11 protein-coding genes are annotated in these 12,916 nt (G+C 68.9%); 1 reads left to right on the top strand and 10 read right to left on the bottom strand.

The annotated features are described in order from the left end of the window. Positions 1–82 precede the first annotated feature (82 nt). From egtD to E5679_RS11255, 5 genes are read right to left on the bottom strand one after another with little or no spacing between them, the layout of a single operon-like run. Positions 83–1,069, bottom strand: coding sequence for an L-histidine N(alpha)-methyltransferase (egtD, locus tag E5679_RS11235; RefSeq protein WP_171042343.1), 987 nt, complete (start codon positions 1,067–1,069; stop codon positions 83–85). Beyond that, complete coding sequence (gene egtC / locus E5679_RS11240; RefSeq protein WP_138415826.1) at positions 1,066–1,830, bottom strand: ergothioneine biosynthesis protein EgtC; 765 nt, start codon at positions 1,828–1,830, stop codon at positions 1,066–1,068. Before egtC ends, egtD begins: the two co-directional genes overlap by 4 nt. Beyond that, positions 1,830–3,164, bottom strand: coding sequence for an ergothioneine biosynthesis protein EgtB (gene egtB, locus E5679_RS11245; RefSeq protein WP_138415828.1), 1,335 nt, complete (start codon positions 3,162–3,164; stop codon positions 1,830–1,832). The genes egtC and egtB overlap by 1 nt, the downstream gene beginning before the upstream one ends. Then, a complete protein-coding gene (locus tag E5679_RS21260; RefSeq protein WP_171042344.1) occupies positions 3,161–4,429 on the bottom strand; it encodes a glutamate-cysteine ligase family protein in 1,269 nt (422 codons plus the stop codon). The genes egtB and E5679_RS21260 overlap by 4 nt, the downstream gene beginning before the upstream one ends. Positions 4,430–4,477: 48 nt before the next feature. Beyond that, positions 4,478–5,980: an FAD-dependent oxidoreductase gene (locus tag E5679_RS11255; RefSeq protein WP_138415833.1), complete on the bottom strand. Its 1,503-nt coding sequence runs from the start codon at positions 5,978–5,980 to the stop codon at positions 4,478–4,480. A gap of 94 nt (positions 5,981–6,074) precedes the next feature. Between E5679_RS11255 and E5679_RS11260 the strand changes: the two genes are divergently transcribed. Next, complete coding sequence (locus E5679_RS11260; protein ID WP_138415835.1) at positions 6,075–6,731, top strand: GTP cyclohydrolase II; 657 nt, start codon at positions 6,075–6,077, stop codon at positions 6,729–6,731. Positions 6,732–6,764: 33 nt separating this feature from the next. On the opposite strand, the gene E5679_RS11265 is transcribed toward E5679_RS11260, so the two are convergent. The 5 genes from E5679_RS11265 to E5679_RS11285 all read right to left on the bottom strand — a co-directional run bounded on the left by E5679_RS11265 (position 6,765) and on the right by E5679_RS11285 (position 12,911). After that, on the bottom strand, positions 6,765–7,121 hold the full coding sequence (locus E5679_RS11265; protein ID WP_138415838.1) for a VOC family protein: 357 nt from the start codon (positions 7,119–7,121) through the stop codon (positions 6,765–6,767). A 756-nt stretch (positions 7,122–7,877) separates the two neighbouring features. Further along, positions 7,878–8,978, bottom strand: a complete 1,101-nt coding sequence (locus E5679_RS11270) for a pyridoxal-phosphate-dependent aminotransferase family protein (RefSeq protein ID WP_138415840.1) — start codon at positions 8,976–8,978, stop codon at positions 7,878–7,880. Positions 8,979–9,063: 85 nt separating this feature from the next. Further along, entirely contained in the window at positions 9,064–10,470 is a 1,407-nt protein-coding gene (locus E5679_RS11275; protein WP_138415842.1) for an APC family permease, read from the bottom strand. 18 nt (positions 10,471–10,488) lie between these two features. Beyond that, complete coding sequence (locus E5679_RS11280) at positions 10,489–11,523, bottom strand: agmatine deiminase family protein (RefSeq protein WP_138415844.1); 1,035 nt, start codon at positions 11,521–11,523, stop codon at positions 10,489–10,491. Further along, positions 11,520–12,911, bottom strand: coding sequence for an APC family permease (locus E5679_RS11285; RefSeq protein ID WP_138415846.1), 1,392 nt, complete (start codon positions 12,909–12,911; stop codon positions 11,520–11,522). The genes E5679_RS11280 and E5679_RS11285 overlap by 4 nt, the downstream gene beginning before the upstream one ends. Between the last annotated feature and the right edge of the window lie 5 nt (positions 12,912–12,916).

Raw genomic sequence — 12,916 nt, forward strand, 5'->3', positions numbered from 1 at the left:
CCTTGCTCGAAAGGGTATGCCTTCAAACGGTAGGCCCGTGCCGTTTCCGCCCAGTTACGGGTGTGTGAGTTTCAGGGAACGCTTACCGCGGCTCCGCGAGTGTGAGCGCGAATCTCCCGGCGGCATCCGTCCACTGGCCGACGACGGCGAACCCCGCTTCGCCGAGTTCCTCGCCGAAGCCTTCGGGCCGGAACTTCGCGGAGATCTCGGTGCGCAGGTCTTCGCCGGGTGCGAAGTCGATCTCGAGACCGACGGCGGGCAGCCGCACGTGCATGGCACGCGTGGCGCGCAGTCGCATCTCGATCCACTCCTTGCGCTCGTTCCACACTGCGACGTGCTCGAACGCGTCGACGTCGAAGTCCGCCCCGAGCTCGGCGTTGAGGACGCGCAGGACGTTGCGGTTGAAGTCGGCGGTGACGCCTTGGGCGTCGTCGTACGCGGGGACCAGGACGGACGGCGACTTCACAAGATCGGTGCCCACCAGGAACGTCCCCTCGCCGGGGCCGAGGAAGCTGCGTAGCTCGCGAAGGAAGGCGATCCGGGCGTCCGGCTCGAAGTTGCCGATGGTCCCGCCGAGGAACGCGACCATCCGGCGGCCCTCGTGCGGGAGGAGGTGCAGCTGGTGCTCGAAGTCCGCTGCGACGGCCTGAAGGTCGAGCTCGGGGTAGAGCCCCGCGAGGCCCTCGCGGGCGGAGATGAGCGCGCTGTCGCTCACGTCGACCGCGACGTACCGCCGCAGCGGCCCGGCCTCGGCGAGGGCGTCGAGGAGGAGCGGCGTCTTCCGGGACGAACCGGACCCGAGTTCCATGAGCGTCTCGGCGGGACCCGCGGCCGCGATCTCCGCGGCGTGGAGTTCGAGCGCCTCCCGTTCGGCCCGCGTGGGGTAGTACTCGGGGAGTTCGGTGATCTGCTCGAAGAGGCCGCTGCCGCGCTCGTCGTAGAACCACTTGGGCGGGAGGGTCTTCGGCGTGGACTGGAGCCCGGCCAGGACGTCGCGGCGCAGGCTCTTCGCAAGGAAGTCCGGCGGAAGGTAATGGGTGATGTCGGCGGGGGTGAACGCGGTGCTCACGGTGCTGCGGTCTCCTTCCGGGCGGGGCGAAGGGGTTCGACGTCGACGCCGTCGCGGCTTGCTATGAGCACACTCCGGTCCGGCGCCTCCCTCCACTCGGGACGCTCATCGTACGGCTCGCTCGCCACCACGGTGCCGTGTTCGCCGGCCCGCCAGAACAGCGTGTCGCCGTATGCCGTGGCCCAGATCCGGTCTCCGTTGGTGAGGAGGAAGTTGTAGCGGCCGGTTGCGGCGGCGGAGGCGTTGAGGACGACGGCGGAGAGGGCCTCCGCGGGATCGTCGCCTTCGTCGAGGCGGGCCAGGACGAGTGCCCACAGGAGCGCCGAGTCGACCGTGGACTCGCGGGCCAGAAGCCGTCCGGGCGGAAGCGTCGCGGCGAGGCGGGCAAGGCTTTCCGGCCACCCTGAGACGGCGCCGTTGTGGCTGAACAGCCACCGGCCCGAGGAGAACGGAGCGGCCGCCGACTCATCCGCCGTCATGCCGGGCGTCGCCGAGCGGACGGCGGCGAGCAGGCAGCGCGTCCTGGTGACCCGCGCGACGTCGGCGAACGAACTGTCGGCCCACATCGGGACGGCGCGCCGATAGCGGGCGGGGAGGTCGTCGTCGTCCGCGTACCAGCCGACGCCGAAGCCGTCGGCGTTGACGGTCCCGTAGCGTTGAAGCCGTGGTGCCCACGCCTGCCGGAAGAGGCTGTGCTCGGGCTCCATGACTACCGATGCGAGGGTGGCTCTCTCACCGAGGTACGCGAGGTGGCGGCACATCAGGCGACCTCCGCCGTCGTCGCATCCCGCGCGGTGCGGAACCCGGCGAAGATCTGGCGGCGAATGGGATAGTCCCAGTTGCGGAACGTGCCACGGCAGGCGACCTGGTCCGCAGCCCACGAGCCGCCGCGGAGCACCTTGTAGTCCGTGCCGAAGAAGACCTCGCTGTACTCGCGGTAGGGGAACGCGCGGAAGCCGGGGTACGGCTGGAAATCGCTCGAGGTCCACTCCCATACGTCGCCGATGAGCTGTCGAACGCCGAGCGCCGAGGCTCCCTCGGGGTACGAGCCAGCCGGTGCTGGGCGGAGCGCGCCGCCGCCGAGGTTGGCGCGAACCGGGGTGGGGTCGTCGTCGCCCCACGGGTACCGGCGGGACCTCCCGGTGGCGGGGTCGAAGCGTGCGGCCTTCTCCCACTCGGCCTCAGTCGGCAATCGGCGCCCCGCCCACCGCGCATAGGCGTCGGCCTCGTGCCAGCACACGTGCTGCACCGGCTCGTCCTGGGGCACCGGCTCAACGGCTCCGAAGCGGCGCCGGAACCAGTCGTCGCCCTCGCGGGTCCAGAACAGCGGCGCCTCGAGGCCGGCCTTCTGCCGGTACGCCCACCCCTCGGCGCTCCACCAGCGTGGGTCGTCGTACCCGCCGGCGTCGAGGAAACGCGTGAAGTCCGCGTTCGTCACCGGCACTGTGTCGATCCAGAACGGCCGGACGTCCACGGTGTGCGACGGCCGTTCGTTGTCCAGGGCCCACGGCTCGATTGACGTGCCCATCGCATACTCGCCGCCGGGGACGAGAACTTCCGAGGGCAGGCCCCTGCGGGTTCCGACGACGCCCGCGGGCAGCGGCTCCGGGAACAGGACCGGCTCGCCCTTGCGCAACTGATGGGTCGCGAGCATCGTCTCGGCGTGCTGTTGCTCGTGCTGGACGATCATGGCGAACGCGAAGCCCTGGTCGATCAGGGCCGAGCCCTCGAGCGGCGACTTCTCGAGGACGTCGAGCGCCTTGTCCCGCACTTCGGCGATGTACTTCCGCGCCTCGTCCGGGCCGAGCAGCGGCAGTGCCGGCCGCTCGGCGCGCGGGTGCTGGAACGCGTCGTAGAGTTCGTCGAGGTCGCAGCGCAGGGGGACCCGGTGGCCCACGTCCCGCACGAGCCAGATCTCCTCCTGGCTCCCCACGTGCGCAAGGTCCCACACGAGCGGGGACATGAGCGGCGAGTGCTGGGCCATGAGCTCCCGGTCGTCGCAGGAGGTCAGGGCGAGCGTGCGCCGACGGGAGCGCTCGAGGCGGTCCGCGATCGCCGTGCGGAGCTGCTCGATGGGCAGCGGGTCGTGGCTCACGGGGCCTCCCCGGAGGTGGGTTGAAGGCGTCTGTCGTCCGCCGGGCAGCGGGCGCGGAGCGGGTACGACTCGGCGAACCGCTCGACCCGTCGCCTTGCCGCGTCCTCGAGGCCGAGCCGCGGGAGGGCGGCGAGCGCTGCGCGTGCGCACTGGGCGGCCGCGCGGGCGAGGCGGGGGTCTTCGAGCCCACGGCGGGCGGCGTCGTCGATCGTTGCGGGAGTGGGGGAGAAGCGCTCGCAGGCGTCGTCCGCAGCGGCGGCTGCGCCGTCGTCGTCCATGAGGGCGGCGGTGATGACGGCGGCCGCCTCCCATTCGTCGCCCGCCTGCGCGTCGAGGGCACGGAGCTCGAGGAAGCCGCGCGGGCGGATTGGCGGGAAGAGGGTGGTGAGGTGATAGTCGACGTCGTCCAGGGTAGCGGGCCGGGGCGAGCTGGAGCGGAGCCAGCCGCGCAGCGTGAGTCCGGCGGGCGCGTCCCACCGGCCGGCCTCGGCGGGCACGCACAGAACGGGGGCGTCGAGGGCGTAGCGTGCCCAGGCCTCGGCCGGTTCGACTCCGGAAACGCGGTGGAGGACCGCCTGCGTGCGTTCGGGTTCGATCGCCGACCATACCCGTTGGCGGGCGCTCTTCCACCTGCTCTTCCGGGGAGCGCGACGGCTGTATTCGAACGGCGAGTTCGCGAACATCGCGACCAGCACGGGAAGGAGGCGGTGCGCACGCTCCCAGCGCTCGCGGGCCTCGCGCTCGCTCCCGCCGGACTGAAGGCAGACCTGGAGCGACGCCGTCGAACACATCATGGTCCTGCCGGCCTCGCCGGCGGCGTCGAAGTGCCGCTGCATCGCTGCATAGCGCGGATGGTCGAGGGTGCGTCGTGGCGTGCGGTGTGCGTCGAGGGCAGCGGGGCTGGTGGCCAGCCCCGCTGCGTCGAGGAGGCGGTCGACGGCGGTGAGGTCGGCTCGGACGCGGGGGAGAAGCTCGCCGAGATGGGGCGCACAGGCGCTGCTGATCTCGACTTGGCCGCCGGGCTCGAGGGTCAGAATGCCGCCGCCCGGCAGACGGTCCCCGAGGGGGTCCAGAACCCGGCGGAGCTCGGGGACGGTCACGGGCGCTGCGGGGTTTCCGCGCCGGTGGACGATGTGCTCGACTTCAATACCCACCGCCTTCGGTGGCCCCGTCTTGAAGCAGACAGACGCAACGTAGGCCTCGGCGTCCTCCTCCGAGACCGGTTCCACCTCCGTGAGAAGGCCCGGACCAACGTGCAGGCTCATACGCATGCTCCTTGACCGGCGGTGCGGACCGCCCGATGTCCGCCGATGCTACCAGAGCAGCTTTGACGTGGGCTGAACGGAAATGTCCCTGTGGGCGAGGTCCTTTTCGGCCGGTCCCTGGATCACCGTGCCGTCCAGAGCGAACCTCGATCCGTGGCACGGGCAGTCCCAAGTGCGGGCTCGGCCGTTGAACTCGACGGTGCAGCCGAGGTGCGTGCAGATGGCGGTGAGCGTGCGGAGCGAGCCATGGTCGTCCCTATAGACCGCCGTCGGCTCGCCCCCGATCTCAACGACGATTCCTTCGCCTGGACCAAGGGCTTTGTCCGGCTCGGGCGCTTCCGTGGGGGCGTCCGACGACGGCGCCGCGGCTTTCGCTGTCACCTCTCGGTTAGTGTCGAACAGCTCGCTCCACGGGTTGTCGCCTCCGGTGATCAGATCCGCGACGACGAGCGCACCCGCAGTGCCGTTCGTGAGCCCCCACTTCCGCAGTCCCGTGATCGCGTAGACGTGCTGGGAGTCGGGCAGCATCGGCCCGGCGAAGGGCAGCCCGTCAACCGGCATGGCGTCCTGGGTCGACCAGCGGTACGCCGGCTCCTCCGCGCCGAGGCGTTCCTTCGCGAAGCCCGCGAGGCGATCAAAGCGCGCGGAGGTGTCTCCGCCGCCCGGGACAAGGTGCCCTTCGCCGCCCACGAGAACGTAGTCCGTGCCGCCGAGGTTCACCGCAAGGAGGGAACGCATGGGCTCGTCGACGCTGATGAAGGTGGCATCTGCCGGGAACCCACGTGCCGGGCTCGCGACGATGTACGACCGATGCAGGGACAGCCGCTCGGCGAAGCGCCCGCCGTCGTCCAAGGGGACGTTCGTCGCGACGATGACATCGCGCGAGCGGACCGTCCCGCCCTCGGTCACGACCTCGGCGGGCGAGCCATCCTTGATGCGCCGCACCCGGGTGCCCTCGACGACGAAGCTGCCCTCGCCGTCGACCGCTCTCCCGAGCCCCTGAAGGTAGTTCACGGCGTGAATCTGCGCCTGGTGGTCGAAGCGGACGGCACCCTTGGCCGCAAAGGGGAGCGGGACGTCGGTGGTGAAGGTCGCGGGGAGGTCGAGCGAGGCGGTGAGCTCTGCTTCGGCGCGGACCTTGGCCAGGGTGCTGTCGGACTCGGCGTACGTATAGTTCGCGACCCGCCGGAAGCTGCACTCGATCCCTTCGGCGGCTACCGTTCGGGCGACGTGCTCGATCGCCGCCTGGTTCGCCTGTCCGTAGGCACGGGCCTTGGCGCGGCCGTGCTGGTCCGCCAGCTGGGAGTAGGCGAGGCGGTGCAGCGAGGTGACCTTCCCGGTCGTGTTGCCCGTGACGCCGGTGGCGACCCGGGCTGCCTCGAGGACCGCGACCGTCAGCCCGCGTCGCTTGAGTTCCAGCGCGGCGCTGAGGCCGGCGATGCCGGCGCCCACGACGGCGACGTCCACTTCCACGTCCTCAGTGAGGCTCGGGTAGCTGGTCGCCGGCGAGGTGGCTAGCCAGATTGATCCGGACTGAGCGGTGTGCGCCATGGCTGCCTCCGAACTCCAAAACCGTGATACGTTATTTTAGAGAGGATCGCCGAGGGAAACCAGTGTTCCCGCGTCCAGCGCAAAGGAGCCCCGCATGCCAGAGAACTCGTCGCCCCAGCCGCTGGAAGCACGAGTCCGGACGCAGGTGCAGGTCCCGCTCCGCTTCGCGGACGGCTTCACGGCCAGCGCCGACGTCTTCACGTTCCGGAATCTGGCCGACCGCAAAGAGCACCTCCTCCTCGGCCTCGGCGACTGGCAGGAAAGTCTTGCCCGCGCCCGTGAAGGCTTCGAAGCGCCGCTGGTCAGACCTCACAGCGAGTGCCTCACCGGTGACGTCCTCGGCTCCGAGCGCTGCGACTGCGGTCCCCAGCTGCGGGAAGCAGTCGAGCGCATCTCGAAGGCTGGCGGATTCCTGCTGTACCTGCGCCAGGAGGGACGCGGAATAGGCCTCTACGCAAAGCTCGACGCCTACGCGCTGCAGGACGACGGCCTCGACACCTACGCCGCGAACGTGGCGCTCGGCCGCGGGGAGGACGAGCGCGACTACTTCGTGGCGGCCCAGATGCTGCGCGCCGTGGGTGTCGGCTCGATCAGACTGTTGAGCAACAATCCCGACAAGGCCCGGCAGCTCGGTGCGTACGGCATCACGGTCACAGAGCGGGTGCCCACGGCGGCGCATGTGTCCGCCGCGAACGTCCGTTATCTGGCCGCCAAACGCGACCACACTGCGCACACGCTCGACCTCGCCTAGAGGCTAGTCGCGACTGGGGTAGTCGCGACTGGGCTAGTCGCGGCAGAGGCAGAACGGGTGGCCAGCCGGGTCGAGGAAGACTCGGAACGTCTCTCCCGGCTGATGGTCCGCCTTCGTGGCACCGAGCGACAGGACCGCTGCCTCTGCCTCGTCGAGGTCGTCGACTGACACATCGAGGTGCATCTGCTGGGGCACGTCCTGGCTCGGCCAACGGGGCGGGTTGTAGTCCTCGACCTTCTGGAACGAGATGACCTGCCCGTAGTCGGCGCGAAGGTCGATCCAGTCCTCTGACGGCTCGGCCTTCCAGTCCAGCAGGGCTCCGTAGAAGTCCGCGAGTTGCTGCGGGTCAGGGCAGTCGATGACGACACTGGGAAAACGTGCGATAGCCATGGCCCACAATCTAGCCCCCACTGCGGACAGGGTGCGTCCGCTTTTTTGCCGTCGTCCCCGGCTCCCTCGCCGACGGGCCGGCCCTTCCCGCCGACGGGGGGGGTCCGGCCCTTCCCGTTGCGCCGTCACCTTTGCAGGGTGCGTGGGCGACGACGGGGCGTTCCCACCTTCATTCGGACTGGCCGTCGGCGTGTCGGCACCGGCACGCCGTTGACAGCCCGATTGGGGCGCCGAAAGCTGGTGGGAATCCTGCGGGGATGCGACGCAGGGACCGTGCGGATCTGGCAGCGCAACGCGAGGGGCTTCGGGGGTCCGGCCCTTCCGGTTGCGCCGTCACCTTTGCAGGTGCGTGGGCGACGACGGGGCGTTCCCACCTTCATTCGGACTGGCCGTCGGCGTGTCGGGACCGACACGCCGTTGATAGCTCGATTGGGGCGCCGAAAGCTGGTGGGAATCCTGCGGGGCTGCGACGCAGGGACCCTGCGGATCTGACGGCGCAACGCGAGGGGGCTTCGGGGGTCCCGCCCTTCCGGTTGCGCCGTCACCTTTGCAGGGTGCGTGGGCGACGACGGGGCGTTCCCACCTTCATTCGGACTGGCCGTCGGCGTGTCGGGACCGACACGCCGTTGATAGCCCGATTGGGGCGCCGAAAGCTGGTGGGAATCCTGCGGGGCTGCGACGCAGGGACCCTGCGGATCTGACGGCGCAACGGGAGGGAGATTCGGAAGTCCGGCTGGAGGGGGCGCGAGGGGAGGATCAGCCGACGGCGGCGAGGGTCTCCTCGAGCGCCCCGAGGACAAGCGTCACAGAGGCGGGGCTCGCGTTGGGACCCATGAGGCCGATCCGCCAGATCTTGTCGCGATACGCGCGAACGCCCGCCCCGATCTCGATGTCGAACCGCTCGAGGAGGTGCGCCCGGACGCCGGTGGAGTTGACGCCGTCGGGCACTTTGACGGTGGTGAGGCTCGGCAACCGGTGACCGTCGGCGGCGAACAGTTCGAGGCCCATGGCCTCGAGCCCGTCGCGCAACGCTGCACCAGCGGCCTCGTGCCGAGCCCAGACGGCGTCGAGGCCTTCGGCGAGGATGCGGTCCAGACCGGCCTCGAGCCCCGCGACCATGGTCACAGGTGCAGTGTGGTGGTACGTGCGGGTGTGACCTTCGGCGGCTCCGACGTAGCCGCCGAGGAGCCCGATATCGAAGTACCACGACCGCGGATCCTTCACTCGCCGCTCGAACGCCCGCTCGGAGACCGTGAAAGGCGAGAGCCCGGGCGGCACACCTAGGCACTTCTGCGTTCCGGCGTAGCCGATGTCGATGCCCCAGTCGTCGGCGCGGAGCTCGAGTCCTCCGATAGAGGTCACGGCGTCGACGAGCAGGAGGGCGTCGCCCTTGCCGGCCCCGAGCGTCGCGATGTCGGAACGGACGCCCGTCGAGGTCTCCGCGTGGACGGCCGCGATGACCTTCGGGTTCGGGTGCGCGGACAGGACGCGGTCGACGTCGATCGGCTGCCCCCACTCATGGTCCACTTTGATAACCTCGGCCCCGCAGCGCCGGGCGACCTCGCACATGCGCTCGCCGAAGAGACCGTTGACGGCGATGACCGCGACGTCCCCGTCGGACACCATGTTCAGGAAAGCTGCCTCCATGCCGCCCGATCCCGTCGCGCTGACCGGCCACGTGCGCGGATTCCCCGTGCCCCACACCTGGCGGAGGTCCTCGGAGACTCTATCCAGCCGATCGATGAAGGCCGGGTCGAGATGGCCGATCACGGGGTGGGACAGCGCGGCCATGACCTCGGGATATGCGTTGCCCGGGCCGGGGCCGAAGAGGTAGCGGAACGGCAGGATCTCAGGCATGCTTCACTTTCCCACAAGCACGGCCGACGGCGGCACTCGCCCGCCCAAGGGGTGAGTACCGCCGTCGGCCATTAGTGTGGCGGGACTATGCGGTGACGGACTCGCCGTCGAGCTCGACCGCGTCCTCCTCCCGCATGCTCACGTTGATCGGGCGGCGGAAGCCACGCGTCATGACGAGCAGGCAAGCGATGCCGATCCCGAGCCAGATGACGCCGTAGGTCAAAGCGTCGATGTTCAGGTTCGCCCACAGGATGCCGGTGAACGCCATGCCCACAACAGGCAGCACGATATTCGTGACGACCTGGCGGGGCGTGCGGAATTCCTTGCGGCGGAACACGAACAGGACGACCACCGTGAGATTCACGAAAGTGAACGCGATGAGCGCCCCGAAGTTGATCATCGACGAAATGAATTCGAGCGTGAACGGGATGGCGAGCATGGAGACGGCTCCCACGAACACCACGGCGAACGAGGGCGTCCGGTGCTTCGGGTGGACGAACGAGAAGAAACGCGAGACTGGCCCAGCTCCATTCCGGCCCATGACGTAGATCATGCGGGAAACGGAGGCGTGTGAGGAAAGGCTCGAGGCGACCGTGGCCGCGAAGGCCGCAGAGGTGAAGAGGATCTTGAAGAATTCGCCGCCGACCTTGAGTGCCATTTCGGGCAGGGTGTCGTCGGTGTTCTCGAAACCGTCGAGTGTCGGGAAGACCGACTGGCCGAACCAGGCGGCGGCGAAGAAGATCGCGCCTCCGATGATGAGGGCCAAGACAATGGCCTTCGGCACAGTGTTCGTGTCCTTGGCCTCTTCGGTGTACATCGTGATTGCGTCGAAGCCGATGAAGGAGAAGCAGACAACAGTGGCGCCGCTGATGACCGCCGAAGCGTCCACGCCGTCGTGGAAGAGCGGGGCAGAGGTGAAGGCGGAGCCGTTCCCGTCGCCGTGGGTGAGGGCATTCCAGGCGAGCACGATGAAGACGCCGATGAGGACCACTTCGAAGACCACGAGAATGCCGTTGATCTTCGACGTCGAATTCATGCTCCACAGGTTCAGCGCCGTGATCGCGAGGACGTACCCCACCACCCAGATCCAGGCAGGAACGTCCGGGAAGAACGACTCCATGTAGATCCGGATGAGAAGCGCGTTGACGAGGGGAAGCAGAAGGTAGTCGAGGAGCGACGTCCAGCCGACCAGGAAGCCGAGACTCGGGTGGATCGTCTGGGACGTATACGTGTACGCGGAACCGGCCGAAGGGTAGATCCGGGTCATGCGGCCGTAGCTGATGGCCGTGAAGATCATCGCGACGAGCGCCACCAGATAGGCGAGCGGGACCACGCCGTTCGTCTCGTCCGAGACGATGCCGAACGTGTCGAAGACGGTCGTGGGCGTCATGTAGCCCAGGCCGAGGCCGACGATCGCCCAGAGGCCGAGCGATCGCTTGAGCACAGTGTGATTCTGGGCGCCCGAATGGGACGCGGAGGAGATCTGAGGCATTGGAAAGATTCTCTTTCGTCAGGCCCTTGCGGGGCCAGCCTTTGGCTGCTGCTGCGTGATGCAGTGGATGCCGCCGCCGCGTGCATACAGGGGGCGGGCGTCGACGGCGGTGACGTGGCGCCCGCGGTAGGCGTCGGCGAGGATACGGAGTGCCTTCTCGTCATAGGGGTCGTTGAAGGAGCAGGCGACGAGGCCGCCGTTGAGGGCCACGTGGTTGATGTAGCTCCAGTCCACCCAGTCCTCGCCGTCGTGCAGCTGCTGGGGTGCGGGGACCTCGATGATGTTCCACGGCGTGCCGTTTGCCGTGCGCGAGCTGCGCAGGATTTCCAGCAGTTCGCCGCTCACCTCGTAGTCCGGGTGCTCCGGGTTGTACTGGACGTGGACGAGCAGGGTGCCGGGTGACGGGATCGCTGCGACGAGGTCCACGTGGCCCCGTGTGCCGAATTCCTTCGAGTCCCGTGTGAGCCCCCGCGGGAGCCAGACCGCGTGGCGGGCCCCGATCGTTCTGGCGAACTCGGCCTCCACCTCGGCCCTCGTGAGGCCTGGGTTGCGGAACGGGTCAAGCTGAACGGTCTCCGTGAGGAGCACAGTGCCGAGGCCATCGGTCTGGAAGCCGCCGCCCTCATTCACGAGCTCGCTCGCCACGACGTCCGCGCGGGCCGCTTCCGCGACCGTCCGGCCGATCTTCGCGTCGTGCTCCCAGGACGCCCAGCTCTGCTGCCCCCAGCCGTTGAAGACCCAGTCGACCGCCCCCAGCCGCCCGTCGTCGTCCGTGACGAAGCTCGGGCCGATGTCGCGCATCCAGGCGTCGTCGAGCCCTGCTTCGACGACGGTGATGCGTCCGTCGAGGTAGGCCTTCGCAATGGCGCGGTCCTCGGGACGGACCACCATGGTCACCGGCTCGTAGCGGAGGGCCGCGTGGGCGACGGCGGCCCAGGCCGAGCGCGCCTCGTGGGCGTCCGCGTCGGTCGCGCCGAGCGTGTAGCCGGCGGAGGGCCACGCCATCCAGAGGCGCTCGTGCGGGTCGGTCTCTGCGGGCATGCGCCAGCTCATGCGGCTGCTCCTTCCAAGTCGAGTTGGGGAGTGGGGCGGCGGAAGCCGCGGGTGAGGACGGCGAGGTACGCGAGGCCGACGACGGCCCACGAGACGCCGAGGATGAGGGCCTGGCCGGTCAGGCTCGTCCAGAGCCACAAGGTGAGCCCGAAGCCCACACCTGGGAGGACGAGGCTGTTGAGCACCGCCGCGGCTCCGCGCTCCTTGCGGTCGACGAAGAAGTGCTTGATGACCGACAGGTTCACCACGGAGAACGCGACGAGCGCGCCGAAGCTGATGAGCGAGGAGACGGTCGCGAGGTCGAGGACCAGGGCGAGGAGCGCTACTGCTGAGGTTACGAGGATCGGGACGACCGGCGTGCCGAGCTGCGCGTGAAGCCTGCCGAAGACGCGCGTGGGGAGGACGCCGTCGCGGCCCATCGAGAAGATGATGCGGGACACCGAGGCCTGCGAGGTCAACGCCGAGCCGAGGCTTCCGGCGATGTAGCCGGCGGTGAACAGGGCGACGAACAGGTCCCCGCCCACACGGCCCACCACTTCGAGGGCCGCCGAATCGACGTTCTCGAACGTGGCGACGGGCAGCACGAGCTGGCTCACATACGCGAGGCCGAGGAAGAGCAGCCCCGCCACGAGCGTGGTGAGCATGATGGCCCGGGGAATAGTGCGTCGGGGATCCCTGGCCTCTTCGGCGAAGGTGGAGACGGCGTCGAATCCGAGGTAGGAGAGACAGAGAATTGCGGAGCCTGTGAAGATCGGCGACAGTCGGAGGTCATTGCCGACGCCCGTGAAAGGCGCGAGGAGGTCAGTCGCGGGGCCGCCGGAAATCGATGTGGCAGCGAAGACGACGAAGAGCACGATGAAAATGCCCTGAAGCCCGACGACCACGATATTCGCGCGCGCAACCGTGGTAATGCCGAGGATATTCAAAACCGTCACGACGGCGATCGACGAAACGACGAAGGCCCACGGGGGAACCGCCGGAAACGCTGCGTTGAGATAGATGCCGATCAGCAGGTAGTTGATCATCGGCAGCAGGAGGTAGTCGAGCATGAGCGACCACCCGGTGAGGAAGCCGAGGCCGGGACCGAACGACTTGGCGCCGTAGGTGTAGGCCGAGCCGGCCGCCGGGAAGACGCGGGCCATGCGGCCGTACGAGCGGGCCGTGAACAGCATCACGACGAGCGTCACTGCATAGGCGTCCGTCAGGCGGCCGCCGGTGAGCTCGACGACGATGCCGTACGTGCTGAAGATCGTGAGCGGCACCATGTAGACGAGGCCGAGCAGCACGAGCGACGGGACGCCGAGGACGCGCTTGAGGCCCTTCTCGGCCGCGTGCCCTGATTCGGTGGGAGGCCGCGCCACATTCTGGCGGGGGGAGAGCTGGATCATGGGGG

This window comes from Sinomonas gamaensis (assembly GCF_005876955.1).
In the GTDB taxonomy this organism is placed as follows: domain Bacteria; phylum Actinomycetota; class Actinomycetes; order Actinomycetales; family Micrococcaceae; genus Sinomonas; species Sinomonas gamaensis.

Coding starts and splice junctions, on each gene's coding strand:
- egtC (WP_138415826.1), bottom strand. CDS start 1,830: ATGTGCCGCCACCTCGCGTACCTCGGTGAGAGAGCCACCCTCGCATCG.
- E5679_RS21260 (WP_171042344.1), bottom strand. CDS start 4,429: ATGAGCCTGCACGTTGGTCCGGGCCTTCTCACGGAGGTGGAACCGGTC.
- E5679_RS11255 (WP_138415833.1), bottom strand. CDS start 5,980: ATGGCGCACACCGCTCAGTCCGGATCAATCTGGCTAGCCACCTCGCCG.
- E5679_RS11260 (WP_138415835.1), top strand. CDS start 6,075: ATGCCAGAGAACTCGTCGCCCCAGCCGCTGGAAGCACGAGTCCGGACG.
- E5679_RS11265 (WP_138415838.1), bottom strand. CDS start 7,121: ATGGCTATCGCACGTTTTCCCAGTGTCGTCATCGACTGCCCTGACCCG.
- E5679_RS11270 (WP_138415840.1), bottom strand. CDS start 8,978: ATGCCTGAGATCCTGCCGTTCCGCTACCTCTTCGGCCCCGGCCCGGGC.
- E5679_RS11275 (WP_138415842.1), bottom strand. CDS start 10,470: ATGCCTCAGATCTCCTCCGCGTCCCATTCGGGCGCCCAGAATCACACT.
- E5679_RS11280 (WP_138415844.1), bottom strand. CDS start 11,523: ATGAGCTGGCGCATGCCCGCAGAGACCGACCCGCACGAGCGCCTCTGG.
- E5679_RS11285 (WP_138415846.1), bottom strand. CDS start 12,911: ATGATCCAGCTCTCCCCCCGCCAGAATGTGGCGCGGCCTCCCACCGAA.